Source organism: Fusibacter sp. 3D3 (genome assembly GCF_001748365.1).
GTDB lineage: Bacteria > Bacillota > Clostridia > Peptostreptococcales > Acidaminobacteraceae > Fusibacter_A.
On sequence record NZ_BDHH01000011.1, the window covers coordinates 135,313 to 154,541 of the forward strand.

18 protein-coding genes are annotated in these 19,229 nt (G+C 39.9%); 9 read left to right on the plus strand and 9 right to left on the minus strand.

Annotation, left to right across the window (positions count from 1 at the left end; translation table 11 throughout):
• The first annotated feature begins 74 nt into the window (after positions 1 to 74).
• The 8 genes from F3D3_RS13715 (at position 75) to F3D3_RS13745 (ending at position 8,228) form a co-directional block, all read left to right on the plus strand.
• Positions 75 to 266, plus strand: a complete 192-nt coding sequence (locus tag F3D3_RS13715) for a hypothetical protein (RefSeq protein ID WP_175438378.1) — start codon at positions 75 to 77, stop codon at positions 264 to 266.
• Complete coding sequence (locus tag F3D3_RS13720; RefSeq protein WP_069874771.1) at positions 259 to 1,689, plus strand: amidohydrolase; 1,431 nt, start codon at positions 259 to 261, stop codon at positions 1,687 to 1,689. The genes F3D3_RS13715 and F3D3_RS13720 overlap by 8 nt, the downstream gene beginning before the upstream one ends.
• A 676-nt stretch (positions 1,690 to 2,365) precedes the next feature.
• The gene (locus tag F3D3_RS13725; protein WP_069874773.1) at positions 2,366 to 2,608 is read left to right on the plus strand and encodes an ACT domain-containing protein; all 243 of its coding nucleotides are present in this window, start codon (positions 2,366 to 2,368) and stop codon (positions 2,606 to 2,608) included.
• Positions 2,608 to 3,597 carry a ketol-acid reductoisomerase gene (gene ilvC, locus F3D3_RS13730; RefSeq protein WP_069874774.1) on the plus strand — a complete coding sequence of 330 codons (990 nt, stop codon included), beginning with the start codon at positions 2,608 to 2,610 and terminating at the stop codon, positions 3,595 to 3,597. The genes F3D3_RS13725 and ilvC overlap by 1 nt, the downstream gene beginning before the upstream one ends.
• A gap of 58 nt (positions 3,598 to 3,655) precedes the next feature.
• Complete coding sequence (ilvD, locus tag F3D3_RS13735; protein ID WP_069874776.1) at positions 3,656 to 5,389, plus strand: dihydroxy-acid dehydratase; 1,734 nt, start codon at positions 3,656 to 3,658, stop codon at positions 5,387 to 5,389.
• A 33-nt stretch (positions 5,390 to 5,422) separates the two neighbouring features.
• Positions 5,423 to 7,087, plus strand: a complete 1,665-nt coding sequence (gene ilvB / locus F3D3_RS13740; RefSeq protein WP_069874778.1) for a biosynthetic-type acetolactate synthase large subunit — start codon at positions 5,423 to 5,425, stop codon at positions 7,085 to 7,087.
• A gap of 232 nt (positions 7,088 to 7,319) precedes the next feature.
• Positions 7,320 to 7,430, plus strand: coding sequence for a DUF2000 family protein (locus F3D3_RS23375; RefSeq protein ID WP_139132094.1), 111 nt, complete (start codon positions 7,320 to 7,322; stop codon positions 7,428 to 7,430).
• A gap of 129 nt (positions 7,431 to 7,559) precedes the next feature.
• The gene (locus F3D3_RS13745) at positions 7,560 to 8,228 is read left to right on the plus strand and encodes a hypothetical protein (RefSeq protein WP_069874780.1); all 669 of its coding nucleotides are present in this window, start codon (positions 7,560 to 7,562) and stop codon (positions 8,226 to 8,228) included.
• A gap of 118 nt (positions 8,229 to 8,346) precedes the next feature.
• On the opposite strand, the gene F3D3_RS13750 is transcribed toward F3D3_RS13745, so the two are convergent.
• From F3D3_RS13750 to F3D3_RS13760, 3 genes are all read right to left on the minus strand, one after another.
• Positions 8,347 to 10,473, minus strand: coding sequence for a heavy metal translocating P-type ATPase (locus F3D3_RS13750; RefSeq protein WP_069874781.1), 2,127 nt, complete (start codon positions 10,471 to 10,473; stop codon positions 8,347 to 8,349).
• 12 nt (positions 10,474 to 10,485) lie between these two features.
• The gene (locus tag F3D3_RS13755) at positions 10,486 to 10,842 is read right to left on the minus strand and encodes a metalloregulator ArsR/SmtB family transcription factor (protein WP_069874783.1); all 357 of its coding nucleotides are present in this window, start codon (positions 10,840 to 10,842) and stop codon (positions 10,486 to 10,488) included.
• Positions 10,843 to 11,012: 170 nt separating this feature from the next.
• Entirely contained in the window at positions 11,013 to 13,172 is a 2,160-nt protein-coding gene (locus F3D3_RS13760) for a M3 family oligoendopeptidase (protein ID WP_069874785.1), read from the minus strand.
• A 182-nt stretch (positions 13,173 to 13,354) separates the two neighbouring features.
• Here F3D3_RS13760 and F3D3_RS13765 point away from each other — a divergent pair, with 182 nt between their 5' ends.
• Positions 13,355 to 13,717 (plus strand): phage holin family protein, encoded by a 363-nt coding sequence (locus F3D3_RS13765; RefSeq protein ID WP_069874786.1) that lies wholly within the window; start codon positions 13,355 to 13,357, stop codon positions 13,715 to 13,717.
• Between the two features lie 127 nt (positions 13,718 to 13,844).
• On the opposite strand, the gene F3D3_RS13770 is transcribed toward F3D3_RS13765, so the two are convergent.
• The 6 genes from F3D3_RS13770 to fabG form a co-directional block, all read right to left on the minus strand.
• On the minus strand, positions 13,845 to 14,303 hold the full coding sequence (locus tag F3D3_RS13770; RefSeq protein WP_069874788.1) for a MarR family winged helix-turn-helix transcriptional regulator: 459 nt from the start codon (positions 14,301 to 14,303) through the stop codon (positions 13,845 to 13,847).
• A gap of 119 nt (positions 14,304 to 14,422) precedes the next feature.
• On the minus strand, positions 14,423 to 15,703 hold the full coding sequence (locus F3D3_RS13775) for a glutamate-5-semialdehyde dehydrogenase (protein ID WP_069874789.1): 1,281 nt from the start codon (positions 15,701 to 15,703) through the stop codon (positions 14,423 to 14,425).
• A 23-nt stretch (positions 15,704 to 15,726) separates the two neighbouring features.
• Positions 15,727 to 16,524: a glutamate 5-kinase gene (gene proB / locus F3D3_RS13780; protein ID WP_069874790.1), complete on the minus strand. Its 798-nt coding sequence runs from the start codon at positions 16,522 to 16,524 to the stop codon at positions 15,727 to 15,729.
• 188 nt (positions 16,525 to 16,712) lie between these two features.
• Positions 16,713 to 17,147 (minus strand): 3-hydroxyacyl-ACP dehydratase FabZ, encoded by a 435-nt coding sequence (gene fabZ / locus F3D3_RS13785; RefSeq protein ID WP_069874791.1) that lies wholly within the window; start codon positions 17,145 to 17,147, stop codon positions 16,713 to 16,715.
• Between the two features lie 57 nt (positions 17,148 to 17,204).
• Positions 17,205 to 18,443, minus strand: coding sequence for a beta-ketoacyl-ACP synthase II (fabF, locus tag F3D3_RS13790; protein WP_069874794.1), 1,239 nt, complete (start codon positions 18,441 to 18,443; stop codon positions 17,205 to 17,207).
• A 52-nt stretch (positions 18,444 to 18,495) separates the two neighbouring features.
• Complete coding sequence (gene fabG, locus F3D3_RS13795) at positions 18,496 to 19,218, minus strand: 3-oxoacyl-[acyl-carrier-protein] reductase (protein WP_069874796.1); 723 nt, start codon at positions 19,216 to 19,218, stop codon at positions 18,496 to 18,498.
• Positions 19,219 to 19,229 lie beyond the last annotated feature (11 nt).

The window sequence follows — 19,229 nt, forward strand, 5'->3', positions numbered from 1 at the left end:
GTCTATTATATTGTATGAATTGAAGGTCCGTTGTGCATTTAATCGATGTGTAGTAAAATGAAATCATAGAATATATGATGTCAGCCGTTCAATCACAAGGTGGCAAAGCAGCCTTTTTTATGATTGGGGCCTCACCTGTTGAAGAGGGCGGCATGGGTCATCATACTTCAAACTTTGATTTTAGAGAAGAGGCGCTACTGGAAAGCGTCAAAGTCTTTACAGGCGTTGTTTTAAATCTATTATCGAAAGGATCGTTATATGGATAAAGTGGACTGGATATCTCATTTTATTGAATCAAGATCGGCTGAATTTATGGATATTCAAAATAAAATTTGGGATTATGCGGAGATTAGATTCAAAGAAATAGAGTCGGCAGTACTCTTGATGAAAATCCTTGAAGAAAATGCTTTCACAGTGGAAAAACCAGTGGCGTATTTACAGACTGCTTTTAAGGCGTCTTTTGGACACGGCAAACCAATCATTGGTTTATTGGCAGAGTATGATGCACTGTCGGGTTTAAGTCAATGTGCGGATGAAAGGGTGCCTTTAAAACGAAAGGGGCATGATAATGGGCACGGCTGTGGTCATCATGCTTTAGGAACGGCCGTGATCGCTTCAGCAATTGCACTTAAAGCTTATATGGAGGCGCATCACCTTTCAGGACAAGTTGTTGTTTTGGGGTGCCCAGGTGAAGAAGGGGGTTCTGGCAAGACTTTTATGGCAAGGGAAGGTGTCTTTAACGCGCTTGATGTGGCTTTAACATGGCATCCCATGACACATAATGCTATATTTGGATCAGAAACACTTGCGAATTGCCAGGTCTATTTTAAATTTAAAGGGATTAGCGCTCATGCAGCCGCTTCGCCACATCTTGGCCGCAGTGCACTGGATGCTGTGGAACTTATGAATGTGGGTACCAATTTTTTGAGAGAACATATGCCTCTAGAGGCTAGGGTTCACTATGCGATTACAGACACGGGTGGGCGATCGCCCAATGTTGTTCAAGCAGAAGCAGAAGTGCTCTACTTGATCAGAGCGCCGAAAATTTCAGATGTCAATGTGCTGTATGAAAGGGTGTGTGACATCGCTCAAGGTGCCGCTTTAATGACGGGGACTCAAGTTGAAAGGACATTTGATAAAGCTTGTTCCAATTATATACCAAACCAAACTTTGGGAAAACTTATTGCAGCGCAAATGCAATTACCTAAATTCAAAGAGGCAGATTATGAGAGCGCTGCTCGTATTCGAGAGACTTTTACATCAGAAGAGGTTGATAACGATCTTGACATGATGGAAGGCCTCGCGGGTGAGATGCCGCCTGAGCTTAGAAAAGCTTACAAGCAGAAAGTACTTGCCGATGTTGCATTACCCTATAGTGCAAAGCAAACTAGACTCTATGGGTCAACGGATGTCGGTGATGTGAGCTGGATTGTGCCAACGGCTCAGTTTTATACAGCAAGTGCAGCGATTGGCACAGCGATGCACACTTGGCAGATGGTCTCTCAAGGTAAAACGGCCACAGCGCATGCAGGAATGATCGCCGCCGCTAAAACTTTAGCACTTACGGGGATCTGTTTATTGGAAGATACGGATCATATTATGCGCGCAAAAGAAGAACACCTAGAAACTTTACAGGGGAAGGTCTATGTTTGCCCTATTCCAAATGACGTTTATCCTAAAATACCGTGATAAATCGGTGTGATGTGGTCGTAGCAAGTGGGCTACAAATGTTCTGAAATCTATACTTTTTGAAACAGAACTCAATATGTGCTTCTGTGGCGGACATGCAAAGGGTAGTGGTTCTGACAAAATCTTAATAAATGAGAATTATCAGAAAAAAACGTTTTAAAGTGTTGACACAACCCTTAAATATGTTTATAATCAATTTCAATATCAACTAAAACACTGATAAAGATAACGACGGAGAACGATTCTTAAAAACACTGTTCAAAGCGAGCTACAGAGGGTGCAAGTGTAGCAACAGACTTAAGATGAAAATCACTCCCGAATTGATGATTCGACAATGTAGATGATTCCGGTAGTCACCGTTATAAGACTAAAGTTCGTTGAATTTTTTTATAAGCAGCATTGGATGGGTGAAAATCTATTCAAGGCTTGAAAATAATAAAAAAGTGAGATCGACTTGATGAGAGCAGTTTGCTAAACTGAAATTGGGTGGTACCGCGGATAATAATTCGTCCCTATAAACAATCGTATGAGATTGTTTATAGGGACTTTTTTATATAGATCATTCGTTTTCGTCCAGCGTAGTGCAGGCATGTTGAACCTGCTGTAAGTGGTTAGACGGACAATGATTATACAAAAAAGACGTTGGTCACAGGCAATTTTGGAAGGAGTGAGGATTATGCTAAGAAAGATTTATGCAAGTACGGATTACGGGGTGCATTCACTGATTAAGGTTGTAGCAACGCTTAGAAGAAAAGAGTTTGACGTAGTGGGTGTCAACATGAATTGTTTCGATGAGGACCGTGCAGACATATGCATAACCTTGAGAGAAAAGGAAAAACTCAATGCTGAATATGCAAAATATCAGCTTGAAAAAATTATAGATATTCAAAACATTACAATTGACGGAGGAGAAAACTAATGAAAGTTTACTACAAAGAGGATGTAACAACTCAGCACTTACAAGGTAAAAAAGTAGCAGTAATCGGATTCGGTTCACAAGGACATGCGCACGCACTCAACATGAAAGAATCAGGCATAGATGTATGTGTAGGTTTATATGAAGGCAGTCCATCAAAAGCAAAAGCTGAGGCAGGTGGTCTTGAAGTATTCACAGTGGCAGAAGCTGTTAAGAAATCGGATGTGATCATGATTTTGCTTCCAGATGAAAAACAGAGAATGGTATACGAAGCAGAAATTAAACCCAATTTAGCAGAAGGAAAAGCTTTGGCTTTTGCACATGGTTTCAATATTCACTTTACTCAAATTCATCCGCCTAAAAATATTGATGTATTTATGGTAGCACCTAAAGGTCCTGGACATTTGGTAAGAAGAGTTTATCAAGAGGGCAAAGGCGTTCCTAACTTATTTGCCGTTTATCAAGATTATACTGGAAATGCACGTGACTTGGCACTTGAGTATGCCAATGCAATTGGAGGCACAAGAGCAGGCGTTATCGAAACGACATTCCAAGAGGAAACAGAAACAGATTTATTTGGTGAGCAAGCTGTTCTTTGCGGGGGCTTAACTTCACTGATCAAAGCAGGTTTCGAGACTTTAACTGAAGCAGGCTATCAACCAGAAGTTGCCTATTTTGAGTGTCTTCATGAGATGAAACTCATCGTAGATTTACTTTATGAAGGCGGCTTCGAGAAGATGAGATATTCTGTAAGTGATACAGCAGAATATGGCGATTATGCAATTGGTAACAGAATTGTAACCGCTGAAACTAAAGCGGAAATGAAAAAAGTACTTAGTGAAATTCAAACCGGTAAATTTGCTCAAGAGTTCTTGCTTGAAAATCAACTTAATAGACCGATGTTCAACCGCGTTAAAGCACTTGAGCTTGAGCATCCAATTGTTGAAGTGGGCAAAAGATTAAGAGGCATGATGTCTTGGATTAAAGAATAGACCAAATGCTTTATAGAGACAGTCTATAAGAACTGCTACAGATTTGAGAGGGAGATCAATGAAAACATTCAATTATAAATCAGATAAATACACAAGTGCCAATATTGTGAACGGTGTGGAAAAGACCCCCCATCGTTCGCTTTTAAAAGCACTTGGACTTTCAAATAGCGATATGAAAAAGCCCTTTGTGGCCGTGGTGAATTCGTATAACGAAATCGTGCCTGGACATGTGGAACTCAAACGTGTGGTGGATGCCGTTAAGAAGGGTATCCTAATGGCAGGGGGATTGCCTTTTGAAATTCCAGCGATAGCCGTGTGTGATGGGATTGCCATGAACCATGAAGGCATGAAGTATTCACTTGCTTCAAGGGAGCTCATCGCAGATAGTATTGAGATCATGGTAAAGGCACATGCTTTTGACGGCATCGTCTTTATTCCGAATTGTGATAAGACTGTACCAGGGATGCTCATGGCAGCCGCTCGAATCGATAGACCTTCTATCTTTGTCAGTGGGGGGCCAATGCTTGCAGGTAAATTTTCAGGCACGATAGATACACTAAGCGAAATTAGAAAAGGTGCCATCAACACGGCGATTGATCTCACAACGGCTTTTGAAGCTGTGGGTGCCTATCAAAATAACAAGATTGATCTGGATGTACTTGAAGAAATTGAGGATTCGGCATGTCCAACTTGTGGCTCGTGTTCAGGGATGTTCACAGCGAATTCGATGAACTGTATCACAGAAGTTTTGGGGCTTGCCTTATCTGGAAATGGAACGATCCCAGCGGTTTATCAAGACCGTGTCAGGTTGGCAAAAGAGACGGGTGAACGCATCGTTGAACTGATTGAAATGGACTTAAAACCGAGAGATATCGTCACAGCAGAGGCTCTTAAAAATGCACTGACTGTGGACATGGCACTTGGATGTTCTACGAATACGATTTTACATTTAACAGCGATTGCTAGTGAACTCGAACTGCCTATTGGTCTTTCGGATTTTGATGCCGTATGTGAGAAGACACCAAACCTTTGTAAACTCAGTCCAGCTGGACCTTGGCATATTCAAGATTTACATGAAGATGGCGGCATAGATGCGGTGATGAAAGAACTTTCAAAGGCAAATCTTTTAGATCTTAATGTTAAGACGGTTTCAGAAGGCGTGCTTTTAAGTGTTAAACTAAAGGCTGCTCATCGAAAATCAAAAGGTGTGATTGCTTCAATAGAGTCTCCTTATAGCCCAACAGGGGGCTTAAAAGTTTTAAAGGGATCTTTGGCACCTAATGGGGCTGTGGTTAAGAAATCAGCAGTTTCAGAAAAAATGCTTAAAAATATTGGCAAAGCCAGAGTATTTGAATCAGAAGAAGCCGCAACAGAGGCGATTTTAAAAAGACAAATCGTTGCGGGTGATGTGGTGGTTATACGTTATGAAGGCCCTAAAGGTGGACCGGGAATGCGTGAAATGTTGACACCTACTTCTGCGCTTTCAGGGATGGGGCTTGATGAAGCCGTATCGCTTATAACCGATGGCAGATTCTCTGGAGGTACAAGAGGTGCTGCTATTGGACACGTTTCACCAGAAGCCTATGAAGGCGGTGTGATTGGACTTGTCAAAGAGGGCGATCTGATTGAAATCAATATACCAGAAGGCATCTTGAACTTACAAGTTTCAGATGCGGAGCTTGAAATCAGACGATCAACACATCAAATTTTAGAAAAACCAATAAAAGGCTATTTAACACGCTACCGTCAATCTGTGACATCTGCAGATCAAGGTGCGATCAGCAAAAAGTAGAAATATGTATAATAGATAAAGGAGTAAGAGTATATGCTAAAAAATGGCGCCCAGATATTACTAGATTTATTACATGAAAGTGGTATTGATACAATCTTCGGATACCCGGGCGGCGCTGTGATTCCCTTGTATCACGAACTCGGTGTACAATACGATCGCTTTACTCATATTAGAACTTCACACGAGCAGGGCGCAGTGCATGCTGCAGATGGTTATGCGCGCTCTACAGGAAAGCTAGGCGTTTGCTTTGCAACTTCTGGCCCCGGCGTTACTAATACGGTAACGGGTATAGCGACTGCATATCTAGACTCGTCACCGCTGCTTGTGATCTCGGGTCAAGTGCCAACAGCATTGCTCGGGAAGGACTCCTTTCAAGAAATTGATATCACAGGCATGTGCATGTCGATCACTAAATATTCCGTTCTGGTAAGAAAACTTGAAGACCTTGAAAAGATTATCCGAAAAGCGATTAAAATTGCAACGACTGGAAGACCAGGACCTGTTTTGATAGACATTCCGAAGGATTTGTTTATCAAAGAAATTGAGTTTCCGAGGTACCCAGAGTATGAATACAAGATGAGCCAACCAGAAATTGATGAGGAAAAGGTCAAATATGCGTGTACGCTTATTAATCAATCTGAAAGACCTATCGTTTATGCAGGTGGAGGAATTCGAATTGCCAATGCGCATGAGAAGCTCCGAAGCTTTTGTATAGATAAAGAAATCCCAGTGGTAAATACACTGATGAGCTTAGGGACATTTCCAAGAACACATGAACTCTCTCTTGGCATGGTGGGGATGCACGGTTACCCAGAAGCCAATATGGCCATTACAAAATCGGACTTGATTATCGCCATCGGTGCAAGATTTAGCGATCGTGTGATTGGGAACCCTAAGGATTTCGCAGAAAATGCTAAAGTCATCCATGTGGACTTTGACCTTACTGAATTCAGTAAAAATATCGATGCAGATGTGGATATCTGTGGCGATCTCAATACAATTTTAGAAGCGTTTAATCAAAATGTTGAAGAAAGGCATCGGGGACCGTGGCTGAAGGAAATTAAGGCTTACTGTGTTGAACAACAGATTTCTGAAACCATGGGAGAGGGTTTACCACCCAAGGATATCATAGAAACGGTTCACGAGAGTCTTGGTGAAACCAGTATTATTGCCACCGATGTCGGACAACATCAAATGTGGACTGCTCAGTACTTTAAGTTCCAAAATCAGCGTCAATTTATCACTTCAGGTGGTCTTGGCACAATGGGCTTCGGACTTGGGGCTGCAATCGGTTCGAAAATGGGGAATCCTGATAAACACGTGGTTTTAATCACTGGTGATGGGAGCTTTAGGATGAACAACAACGAACTTGCCACTGTGGTGGATTACAACATCCCCATGCTCATCATTTTATTTAACAACAGTGTGCTTGGAATGGTCAGACAATGGCAGAAGTTATTTCAAGATGGCAGATATGCAGAGACGACACTTCCAAGCAATATGGATTATTGTAAACTCGCCAGTGCTTATGGCATCGAGAGTGTCAAAGCGAGATCCATTTTTGAGCTCAAGCAAAGTGTTGAACGCTTTAAGAAAAGCGGAAAAGCGATGTTTATTGAATGTAAAATTAATAAAAATGAAGATGTCTATCCAATCGTGCCCCCTGGAAAATCAATAGACCAGTATCTGACACGATAACTTTATTAAATCTCTATAGCCCAGCTATAGGTTTAAACTCCAATACTAGATATAAGGAAAAGAACTCACACAGGACAGTGGGTTTTTTTCCTTTTTTGGAGCAAAGTATTTTAAGCATACTATTTGAAACAGACGATATGTAAGGGTAGGGATCAATCCGATCGCTCGGTAGGTCAATTACATACAAGAATTTATGTTCGATTTGTCATATGCTAGTTTTGAGGTGATGCATATGAAATGTGTAATGATTATTGATTTAGAATTGCCGCTTGGCATTCAGATGAACACAGCGGCTGCTCTTGGTATAAGTTTGGCGAGTGAGGTAGAAGGCGCTACACCTTAAAAGCTCAACTGGTACTTTAAACATAGTGGTTTACTGGTGCTTTACTATACCAGATTGTTTTGTATAATGAGATTAAAACGAAAAGGTGTAGACTGTGTAAAGACTTTAACTAGACTGGGAGGGCTTAGGATGACATCAATCAAAATAAAGAGCGAAAATGTGCAAATCGGTTTGTTGAGGATAAGAAATTTCAAACCAATAGGAGATCAGACGCATTTTAATACACTGGTCGATCAGACAATTGTCAAGATCCATCAAGATTATGGTGCGTTGAGCCGTAAGCAATTGAAGCAGAAATCTCCAATAGACATGTTTGCAGAACACTATAAGCAATATGGATACAGTTACCCTGTGCTGGGGCAGCTAGAATCCTTTTTAAAGGGGGATAAACAACTAGAAGTCGATATCCCCCTTTTAAAAGTATTGCTGCTTACGGAGCTAGAAAGCATGCTACTGATGGCTTGTCATGACATGACTGCGGTTAAAATGCCACTGACGTTAGAAAAGGGGGCCGCAGATGATGCGATTCACTATGTGGGGATTAGCCATCGTGACCAAAAAATAAGTGAAAATGATTTTTATATCAGTGACGCGGAAGGTGTCATTTCAAGTATTTTAAAGGGACCTGATTATAGAACACGCGTTACCGAAAGTACACGGGATGCTCTCTTTGTGATTTATGGGCCTTATGAGGTAAACGCATTAGAGCTCAATATCCATCAGACACTTGATCATCTTGAAAATCTTTTAAAGGCCTGTTCGCCTGAATGTATTATTGAAGAAAAAAGTGTCGTATAGAAAAAATTGATTTTTAGTATTAGTGTGCATTAAACCACTGGGCAGCTGCGGGCATAAAGAGCTCAGGCATCATAAAATAGCTGTTGTGAATATCGTCAATTTCTGCATGAAAACCCTTTTAATTGTGCTTATAATTTAAAATGCGTGTGGCGTTCAGTACAGCCAGTAATGCGACCCCAACATCTCCGAAAATGGCAAGCCACATGGTGCCAAGTCCCATCACGCCTAGAATCATGATCATTACTTTAACGGAAAGTGCGAAGATGATGTTTTGTGTGACGATCCGTTTAGTAAATTTTGAAATTGAGATGGCTGTGATGAGTTTTGAAGGTTCATCGGTCATAAAGACGATGTCAGAAGCTTCTATAGCCGCATCACTACCAATGGATCCCATGGAGATACCCACATCAGCAAGTGTTAGTACGGGGGCATCGTTAATACCATCGCCTAAGAAAGCGATTTTTTTTCCTTGGGCTTTTAAGGCTTGCACCTGCCTAAATTTATCTTCTGGCAATAGCGCACTCTTATAATTTTCAATAGAGAGTATTTGAGCCGTTTCTTTTGCTTGAAGTTCGCGATCTCCAGTGAGCATCCAGACTTCGTGATGGCTCTTTTTGAGCGCTTCAATGGTTTTCTTGCTGTCGACTTTTAACATATCTTCAAGGACGATTACGCCGACATATTTTTTGTTTTTAAAGAGATAGACAAGTGTTCCCCTTTGTTGAACTTCAGGTACGGGAAGGTCATAAAGACTCCCAAGGGAGGCGTTTCCAGCGAGATATGTGGTGCTTGAAAGCGTTACTTGAACCCCTTTTCCGCTGATCTCTTCCACGGTATCACCCGTTATTGTCTCAAGAACAGAAAGGTTTTCGTGTTCGGATATATACTGGATGATAGATTTAGCAATAGGGTGGTTTGAATGTCTTTCACACATATAGGCACTTTCTATGAGCTCTTTATGCGTTGCATCATTGGCAACGATTACTTGGCTCACTTCAAAACGGCCTTTAGTAAGTGTTCCTGTCTTATCAAAGACAACAGTATCGATTTGGCTTAAAGCTTCTAGGTAGTTGCTGCCTTTCACAAGAATACCGTTTTTAGAAGCCGTACCAATACCGCTAAAAAAGCCAAGAGGAACAGATAATACAAGTGCACATGGACATGAAATAACAAGGAAAATCAAACTTCTATAGAGCCATTCATGAAAATGAGCACCAGAGATCAAAAATGGCGGCACGATCGCAATGAAAGCTGCAATACCCACAACAATTGGGGTGTAAATCCGAGCAAATTTTGTGATAAAATGTTCCGTTTTTGCTTTTTGACCACTGGCATTTTCGACGAGGTCGAGTATCCTAGCCACGGTTGAATCCTTATAGAGCTTTGAAACCTTCATCTTAACAACCGCGTTCATAACCACAGTACCGCTGAGTACGTTATCGCCAATGCCATAGCTTATTGGCATGGATTCTCCAGTAAGAGCAGATGTATCAATCATGGTACGCCCCTCGACGATGGTGCCGTCAATCGGTATACGCATGCCTGGTTTTACTAAAATAATGTCGCCAATGGACACTTCTTCAGGCGGCACTTCTCTTTGTGAATGGCCTTCAACAACAATAGCCTTGTCAGGCTTAAGATTTATAAGCGATTTAATGGCATTTCTTGAATGATTGACAGCTAAGTCTTCAAAAAATTCACCAATTTCATAAAATATCATAACCGCAACGGCTTCAGGATATTCTCCAATGCCTATTGCGCCAAAAGTGGCGATGGACATGAGAAAATTTTCATCGAAAATTTGCCCTTTTAATATATTTCTTAGAGATTTGTATAAGACTCGGTGTCCGGAAATCACATATGCGATGCCTAGCAAACCCAATTTGATCTCAAATAGCGGTGCCACGAAAGAGCCAAAGAAAAGCGTTAAACTAAGGCCTAAGCGAATGAGTTCTTTATGGGTATGTGATTTATGTGCGTCGGCAGTTTCCTTTGAATTTGAATCTGATTTTAAGAGAACTTTAACATCGGGTTCCAGATCAGTGACAATCTTCTCAATTTCTTTAATTTTTAAAGAGGAATCTTGTTTTGAAAGTTGTTTTTCATCGTATTCAAAAGTCAATTTAGATTGAGAAAAGTCCAAATTGACTTTACTTAGACCGACGATATTTTTGGTTTTAGTTTCGATTTTTGCAGCGCAATTGGCACAGCCAAGGCCTTCGAGATATAAATTTACTTTTGTCATGGGATCACCTGCTTATTTGTGGACAACATGATCGATGCCTTGTGTGAGTATTGTCAAGACATGATCATCATCTAATGAGTAATAAACGACTTTACCTTCTTTCCTGTTTTTCACGAGACCAGCTTGCTTTAAAACACGAAGTTGATGCGAAATGGCAGATTGCGTCATTCCAAGAGATTCGGATATATCGTAGACACAAAACTCAGACGTAATGAGGAGATGCAAAATTTTTATGCGCGTAGTATCTCCAAAAACTTTAAAAATATCGGCCACTGCATTCGCCATATCGTTTTCGATCATAACGTGAGCGCCATTGCTTATGGCCTCTTCTAATACACGAGAACATTTACAAACCTTTTGTTCGGTCATTATAATACCTTAATCCTTTCATAATAGGTTTAGAACATATGAACATATGAACGTATGAACAACTGCTCATGTATAGTATAATCCTCTTCAACTTAAAAATCAATAGCACTCGGCATTAAATTTAAAAAAATCTCAATTCTGGACGTTCGGAATTGAGATTTTTTGGATTTCTAAAATCGATCATCAAAGGGATCATATCTTTTGGATGCGTGCAAGTATTCTCTTTCTAGTTGTTTTAGTTTTTTGGATTTGGACACATAAAGTATAGTTATTACAATAGAATAAATGAAAATGAAAAGCATGAAGAGGAGTAAGCCATAACCTAAAGCTTCATAGAGGGCATCATCTGGATCTTCACGAGTATCTCCGCTCGACGCTGTGCTTTCCGTCTTAAGTGCATCGTAGTCCTTATACGCCCTTTTTATCTCATCGGGCGTGTATAAATAGTCAAGTGCAGGATGAGTATCATAATACTTAAGTGCCTCTAGGGTCTGGTCCATTTCTTCAAGTAAACTTTCAAAATGTGCAAAGAGAGTCGTGTAGAATTCAGGGCTATTCAAATCAATTTTTAGATTTGCCATTTGTTCCGTTGGAGATGATGAAGCGCCACTCTTTAAAAAGTCTAGATACACCTTTTGATAAGCATCACCTTCGCTGGTGAGATGATCCTTAATGGCAGTAGAGGCAGCGATACTCATTGCATATGAATAAACATAGAAAGTTTGATACATATGTGGAATCTGCATCCATTGATATTGGTAAGCGTCATCTAAGATAACACGATCACCATAATAATCTTTAGAAGTTTCAAGCCAAAGTGCATTTAATTTATCGAGTGAAAGTGGGTTGCCCATTTCTGCTTCATCATAAACACGCATTTCAAAATCAGCTAAAATCGTTTGCATGAAGAACGTCTCGTAGTAGAGTTCAATTTCTTTTTCTAAATAAAAGAGCTTGAGTTCGTCATCATCAGCTTTGTTTTTTAAGGACTCAAGTAACAAAAGCTCATTTAGAGTTGATGTGGCTTCTGAAGGAAATGAACCGACACTCGTGTCAAAATAAGTTTGATTTTCAGTTGTATACAACTGATGCATTGCATGGCCAAGTTCATGAGCTAGTGTGGACTCGCTTGAAAAATCATCTGTGTAGTTGAGCAACACATAAATTGGTGCGTCATAAGCACCCCAAGTATACTGTGAGTTGGTTTTAAAGTCGCCGGGGTAAACGTCGATATTGCCACTTTGTAGAAATTGATTGAGCCCCTCAATGTATGACTCTCCAAGTGGAGAAAGTGCCTCTAAGACCTCTTGAATACCATCTTCATAAGAAACCTCTGCATAGTAAGAACTTGCGTAGGGAAGATGAAAATCAGAACTGTGGAGTGCTTCATAGCCAAGAGATTTTTGTTTAATATGATTAAATTGTTGAATTAATGTAGCGTTTGCACGTGCAGTTTTGATGAGATTTCTGTATTGGTCAGGTTCAATTATGCCAGAAGTTGCATATTCTAGAACTGAGTCGTAACCGCGTGATTTAGAGAGAAATATATTCTTTTGAACTTCTGCTATAAAAACACTTGCAATGGTATTGGCGTGCATGCTATAGGGTTTCATATAGGCGTCATTTGCTTTGAGACGATCTTCCAGTTGATCACTATAAAAATAAATGGTATCTATATCAAAATCAAAGAGGCGAGTTTCACCAAGGGGATTTAAAAATTCATCATAGTGGACATCCGAAATGGTGAGCTGGTCATAGATCTCTTTCGGCATTTCAGAGAATTCTGTGGCATAGGCTAAGATGCTTTCTGCTTCTTCTGCGAGAATGTAAGGTCTAGCATCCACAAGTGATAAGAAATAATTTTTAAAAGGCTCAAATTGTTTAAGCTTGGCCAACTGGATAAGATCATTATCAGAGTATGTCATGAGTTCGGGCTTAACATAAGCCACGACCTCTTCTAAATTGGCATAGGCATCCATAGCTGTAGAAAAATATTCTTGGTAATTGGAATTGGTGGTATCGGTATCCTGAAGCATAGAAGCATAAATATAGAGTTTATCGCTCATGATGGAAGCCTCTAAATAAAGCGATAAACAGTCTTCTAATTGACCAGCATCTGCGAGATGGCCCTTGAATTTTTCGAGTTCTGGGATAATCTTTTTATTGAGATTTTCCACGCTGTCATTAAATTCAGATTCGCTCGCAAAGATTTTTGTGAGGTCCCATTCGGTTGGATAATCCGCAGCAAATGAAAAGGTGTTGAAAATGAGCAATATAGAGATTGTGAGTACTATTGATTTTTGAATATACTTTGGTAGAAAAGTAGACATGAGTGCCTCCGTTTATATATTTGTGATGGTGTCTTAACTTTGATATAATAAGAATGGTGGACGACAAAGTGTTTCGTAGGGTTAGGGTGAGTTTCACTACAGACCCTCCTATCCCGTATGCGATTATAGCAGAAAGATGTGGCCTTTCGGTGTCCATATAATAAGAAATAGGTGAGGGTAACATGAAAAAATTACTATCTAAATGGATTATAGCAGCAGTTTCCATCTACTTAGCGAGCCAAGTGATAAATGGGTTTCAAGTATCTGGGTGGCAAGCTGCATTTGGTGCAGCTTTTGTCTTTGGACTTCTCAATTTTTCAATCAAACCCATTTTAAGTATTTTGACATTTCCAGTGACTTTAATAACATTTGGCCTATTTTTATTTGTGGTCAATGGTATTTTGGTTTATATACTTGGGATGCTTCTCAAGACGGTTCAAGTGTCGAGTTTATGGGATGCAATTTTAGCATCTGTTGTAATTTCAGTTTCAACTATGGTGTTGAATACGATTTTTGGTGTTAAAGACCGTCATAAAAGGGACTAATCGGAAAACGTGGTTCAAACGGTATTGTCTAGTTAAATTCTAAAAAAACCTCTAATGATGGTTAAATCATTGGAGGTTTTTTTGATCATTAGGGAGTCTTGACCTAATGACGAACTGACCATTAAAACTAATTGCTCTTGTTGAGCAAAGTATCCGACAATGCGGAGTTAAGATTCGAGAAAGACTCATCTAATCGGTCTAAATCGCTTGTGTCTAATACTTCAAGCTGTTGGAACATCTCATTTGAAAAACGATCCAGCGTTGTTTCAACAATTGCTTTTCCTTTTTCGCTCAATGAAATGTAGTAGATTCGTTTATCTAAGGCATCGATCTCTTTTGTAAAATAGCCTTCATTAATGGCTGTCTTAATATATCTGCTACAATTTGGTAGAGAAATATCAAGCAATTCAGATACTTCGGAAATCATTAATTTTTTATGTCTATATACGGTTTGAAGCATTTTAAATTCTAGCTTGCTAACATCTTGGTGTTTATTTTTCTTAAAGCTAGAGTGGATAACTTCTTCGTAGATATCATTGAAAATAATGACTTGTTTAAGTATGCTGTTAATCTTGTTATCATTCATAAAATCACTCCTTATAATAGATTATAGAATTTTGAAGCCTTAAATGCAAGTAGAGTTTATTAAAAATTAATAATTTTGATTAAACAATAACAAGCAGAAGTAATTTCCACACAATGTAACTAATCCCGAATTTGTCCTTGTCCATAAATAATATATTTGATGGTTGTTAAAGCTTCAAGTCCCATTGGGCCCCTAGCATGTAGTTTTTGAGTACTTATACCTATTTCTGCTCCAAAACCGAACTGGTTACCATCTGTAAAGCGTGTAGAAGCATTGACATAAACCGCAGCTGAATCTACATGATTTAAAAAGTACTCAGAATGCGCATAATTTTCAGTGAGGATTGCTTCTGAATGATGTGTGCTAAATGTTTCAATGTGCTCAATCGCTTCCTTGATGTCAGTGACTGCTTTTATCGCAAGTTTGTAATCCAAATATTCGGTTTCCCAATCCGTCTCAGTTGCGAGGCTAATGTGATCCCCAAGTTTGTTGAAATTTTTCAGATGATTATAGCATTTATCACAAACAGCGACTTTAACATTTTCTAGATGTAGCGATTCTACAATTGGAATGAGGTGAGAGTCCAAGTTTTTTTCGTGAAGCAATACGGTTTCAACTGCATTGCAAGCACCCGGTTTTTGAATTTTGGCGTTGAGGATAATGTCGGTTGCATTGTCAATTGGATATTGATGGTCAACGAAAATATGACAATTTCCAGTGCCTGTTTCAATTACAGGGACTTTGGCATGTTCTAGAACAAATTGTATGAGACCAGCGCCACCTCTTGGAATTACACAATCTAGAGATTTGAGGCCTAAGAACATTTTGATGAGTTCGCGATCAGAACTTGGAATAAGCTGAACACAAGAAGTAGGAAGTGCTCTGAATTTAAGGGCTTCCTGAATGGCTTCAATCAATACGACGTTGGTATTGACGGCTTCTTTGCCCCCTTTTAAGATAACCGAATTGCCGGTTTTTAAACAAAGTGTCGCAGCATCCACCGTAACATTGGGTCTAGATTCATAAATAATGCCGATGACGCCAAGGGGGACACGTCTAGCGCCTATGTTAAGACCAGCATCATTAATCCACATCTTATCCACAGTGCCCACGGGGTCCTTTAGAGCGACAGTTTGCTCAATGCCCTTTATCATATCTTGAATGCGTTTTGAATCCAATCTGAGGCGATCTAGCATGGCTTCAGAAGTACCCGCTTGTTTTGCGTTTTTCATATCAATTTCATTTGCTTCTAAGATTTTAGATTCAAAAATGAGGAGTTGCTTTCCAATCGTTTGCAAGAGTCTGTTTTTATCTGTTGAGCTCAGCGTTCTAAGCCTCACAGCGGCCTCTTTGGATTCGAAGCCCATCTGTTCTAGCATCTTTTTATAATCGTTTATCATAATAAGCCTCCGTTATAGTCTATTCAATATGAGTTGCTAAAGTGAAAAAAGGTTCCCAATTTTTCGCCTTCAAGCGTTCTATCAAGAATATGATCTACTTGACTGTTGATGATGAGTAAATTGATTTTTGAAGGTGCAAGGAGTCTGGCGGCATTGAATTTTGTAATCATACCTCCTGTACCTACTGAAGTGTTGGAATCGCTTGCGTCTATTTTATCAAGTGCTCTGATGTCATCAATTTCAAAAATTTGAACAGCATCTGGATTTTGTCTTGGATCTTTATCGTACACGCCGTTGATATCTGACAGGATAATTAAGCATTCAAAGGAAATCATTTTACAGACTTCAGCAGAGAGTGTATCGTTGTCACCTACTTTTATTTCGTCTATGGCAACCACATCATTTTCATTGATGATGGGTATAATATTGTGTTTGATTAATGTATTCAATGCATTTGTACAGTGTTCTCGACGTGTTTCTTCATACATGTCTTCTTTGGTTAAGAGAACCTGAGCTACGGTAATACCGTATTCAGAGAAGAATTTTTCATACATGTGCATGAGAGTGCTTTGACCAACTGCAGCTGCAGCCTGCTTCTCGGGGATCGATTGGGGGCGCTCGCTCAAATGCATCTTACCCATACCAGCCGCTATAGCACCTGAAGAGACGACGATGACTTTTTTACCACTATTGTGAATATTGACAATCTGTCGGACCAAGGACTCCATCTTCCACAAATCAATCAACCCACTTTCGTGCGTGAGTGATGAAGAGCCAATCTTGATTACGATTTTATTTTGAGTAGTGACCTTTTGACGCATATTAACCCCCCCTAAAAATTTCGGAAATGTAACAATTGTATCGACGCATTATATCAAAAAAAAGCCCTTTAGTAAAGTCATACACTTAAAAACTCTCAAAAATTGCTTTTGAACGCACATAGAGGATAATCTCAATTGAAGATTGAAAAAAAGTTCCCTCGAGTGGGGAACTTTCTATCATTATCTAATCATGATCCAATCATAAAGGAGAGTTCCGCTTCACATGCAACTTTGCCATCGACTTTTGCAACGGCTTTGCCCACACCGAAGTTGGCTCTCGATTTAATGATTTCTATTTCAAGAGATAAAGTATCACCAGGGATTACCTTTCTCCTAAATTTGCAGTTATTGATGCCTGCAAAGTAAGCGATTTTTCCCATGTTTTCTGCTTTTTTAAGAAGGACTACTGCACCTACTTGCGCAAGGGCTTCCACGATGAGTACGCCTGGCATTACATGTTCCTGAGGAAAATGACCTTGAAAGAAATACTCGTTTGCAGTGACATTTTTGATGCCCACTGCACTTATACCTTCTTCAAGTGCTACGATCTTATCCACGAGCAAAAAAGGGTAACGGTGTGGAATGATTTCTTGAATTTGATTGCTATTTAATAGGGTTTCCATGATAGTCTCCTCAATAAAACGATATCTTGATTTTTGAAACTCTAAAACACTTACTCATTAACCTTTAAATTTTCTGAAAATCAAGGTAGCGTTGTGTCCACCAAAGCCAAGTGAATTGGTAAGTGCATAAGTCACTTCTTGATTTCTACCAACGTTTGGCACATAATCCAGATCACAAAGTTCATCTGCTTCTGTAAAGTTGATGGTAGGTGGTACGAAACTGTCCATGATTGAATGGATACAAACGATGGATTCAATTGCGCCCGCTGCACCGAGTAAATGGCCAGTCATAGATTTGGTAGAGGATACAGGTACCTTGTAAGCATAATCACCAAATGCGGATTTAATGGCTGCAGTTTCAAAGATATCATTGTATGGCGTACTTGTACCGTGAGCATTGATGTAACCCACTTCCTCTGGTGTGATCCCCGCATCTTTCAATGCCATTTTCATCGCTCTAGCGCCACCTTCACCCCCTGGAGCAGGCGTTGTAATGTGGTGCGAATCACTTGTTGAACCATAGCCTACGAGTTCAGCATAGATTGTTGCACCTCTTTTTTGAGCGTGCTCAAGTGTTTCGAGTACGAGCATTGCAGCACCTTCTGACATGACAAAACCACTTCTTTCCTTGTCAAAAGGGATAGAGGCTCTCATGGGATCATGAGATTCATTAAGTGCAGTCATCGCTTGAAAACCACCGATGCCAAGTGCTGAAATAGAAGCTTCAGAACCGCCAGCGATGATCACATCATGATAGCCACATCTCAAATCTTTAAAAGCTTCTCCAATAGCACTTGCGCTTGATGCACATGCGGTATTGTAAGTAAGACAAGAGCCTTTTACACCAAGTGCTATAGAGACGTTACCCGCAGCCATGTTAGAGATCGACATTGGGATGAAAAACGGTGACATTCTGTCAGCGCCTTTAGTAATAAGTTTTTCACTATTTTCTTCGATTGTGATGAGACCACCAATCCCCGAGCCTAAATAAACACCAACAGCTTGGGCATTGTCATCATCAATTGTTAAATTAGAATCTTGTACAGCAAGTTGCGATGCTGCAATGGCGAAATGTGTAAAACGATCCATACGTTTTGCGTCTTTTTTATTGATATAATCGGTGACAACGAAATCTTTGATCTCGCCAGCACATTTAACTTTGAAATTTGCTGTATCAAAAGATTCAATTAAACTGATTCCACATGTACCTGCTTTGATATTTTTTAAAAAGGTATCTTTTCCTGCTCCGATAGGGGATACAACACCCATTCCAGTAACAACAACTCTATTATTCATTATAAAATGCCTCCAGTCATGATTTTGTTAATAATGTTTTTAACGCATTGTTCTAAATTGCCATACCGCCATCTACTTGGATGACTTGACCTGTAATATAATTGGCCTTATCAGATGCTAGGAAAACCACCACACCAGCAACATCTTCGGGTTGACCAAATTTACCAAGAGGAATTTTGGATAAGGAAGCTTGTTTTGCTTCTTCGCTAATGGCATCGGACATTTTCGTTTGAATAAACCCAGGGGCTATGGCATTGACAGTGATGTTTCTTGAAGCGAGTTCTCTGGCGATGGATTTCGTAAAACCGATAATACCTGCTTTTGAAGCTGCATAGTTGGATTGTCCAACGTTCCCAGTGATACCAACAACAGATGATATGTTGATGATTCTACCAAATTTCTGTTTGAGCATGATTCTTGACACGTGCTTGGTACAATTAAAAGTCCCTTTTAAATTGATGTTTTGGACGGAATCAAAATCTGCTTCGCTCATTCTGAGGATGAGATTGTCCTTGGTGATCCCAGCATTGTTTACAAGGAGATCAATTTGTCCAAAAGTTGATTTAGCAGTATTGATGATGTTTTCGGCCTCTTCAAAATTGCTGACGTCACCTTGAACTAAGATGGTTTCTGTTTTTAATGTGCTTGCAAGTTCCTCAAGCGCCTCACGACTATTTCGATAGTTAAGGACTAAGTTGTAGCCTTCTTCGGCAAGTGCGATGGCGATGGCTTTTCCAATGCCTCGACTGGCACCTGTAACGATTGCGACTTTCATTTGAACACCTC

Excerpts from the sequence above, each read along its gene's own strand:
- fabF (WP_069874794.1), bottom strand. The coding sequence starts at position 18,443 with ATGAATAATAGAGTTGTTGTTACTGGAATGGGTGTTGTATCCCCTATC.
- F3D3_RS13760 (WP_069874785.1), bottom strand. The coding sequence starts at position 13,172 with ATGTCTACTTTTCTACCAAAGTATATTCAAAAATCAATAGTACTCACA.
- F3D3_RS13775 (WP_069874789.1), bottom strand. The coding sequence starts at position 15,703 with ATGATAAACGATTATAAAAAGATGCTAGAACAGATGGGCTTCGAATCC.
- F3D3_RS13725 (WP_069874773.1), top strand. The coding sequence starts at position 2,366 with ATGCTAAGAAAGATTTATGCAAGTACGGATTACGGGGTGCATTCACTG.
- fabG (WP_069874796.1), bottom strand. The coding sequence starts at position 19,218 with ATGAAAGTCGCAATCGTTACAGGTGCCAGTCGAGGCATTGGAAAAGCC.
- fabZ (WP_069874791.1), bottom strand. The coding sequence starts at position 17,147 with ATGGAAACCCTATTAAATAGCAATCAAATTCAAGAAATCATTCCACAC.
- F3D3_RS13715 (WP_175438378.1), top strand. The coding sequence starts at position 75 with ATGATGTCAGCCGTTCAATCACAAGGTGGCAAAGCAGCCTTTTTTATG.
- proB (WP_069874790.1), bottom strand. The coding sequence starts at position 16,524 with ATGCGTCAAAAGGTCACTACTCAAAATAAAATCGTAATCAAGATTGGC.
- F3D3_RS13755 (WP_069874783.1), bottom strand. The coding sequence starts at position 10,842 with ATGACCGAACAAAAGGTTTGTAAATGTTCTCGTGTATTAGAAGAGGCC.
- ilvD (WP_069874776.1), top strand. The coding sequence starts at position 3,656 with ATGAAAACATTCAATTATAAATCAGATAAATACACAAGTGCCAATATT.
- F3D3_RS13765 (WP_069874786.1), top strand. The coding sequence starts at position 13,355 with ATGAAAAAATTACTATCTAAATGGATTATAGCAGCAGTTTCCATCTAC.
- F3D3_RS13770 (WP_069874788.1), bottom strand. The coding sequence starts at position 14,303 with ATGAATGATAACAAGATTAACAGCATACTTAAACAAGTCATTATTTTC.
- ilvB (WP_069874778.1), top strand. The coding sequence starts at position 5,423 with ATGCTAAAAAATGGCGCCCAGATATTACTAGATTTATTACATGAAAGT.
- ilvC (WP_069874774.1), top strand. The coding sequence starts at position 2,608 with ATGAAAGTTTACTACAAAGAGGATGTAACAACTCAGCACTTACAAGGT.
- F3D3_RS13720 (WP_069874771.1), top strand. The coding sequence starts at position 259 with ATGGATAAAGTGGACTGGATATCTCATTTTATTGAATCAAGATCGGCT.
- F3D3_RS13745 (WP_069874780.1), top strand. The coding sequence starts at position 7,560 with ATGACATCAATCAAAATAAAGAGCGAAAATGTGCAAATCGGTTTGTTG.
- F3D3_RS23375 (WP_139132094.1), top strand. The coding sequence starts at position 7,320 with ATGAAATGTGTAATGATTATTGATTTAGAATTGCCGCTTGGCATTCAG.
- F3D3_RS13750 (WP_069874781.1), bottom strand. The coding sequence starts at position 10,473 with ATGACAAAAGTAAATTTATATCTCGAAGGCCTTGGCTGTGCCAATTGC.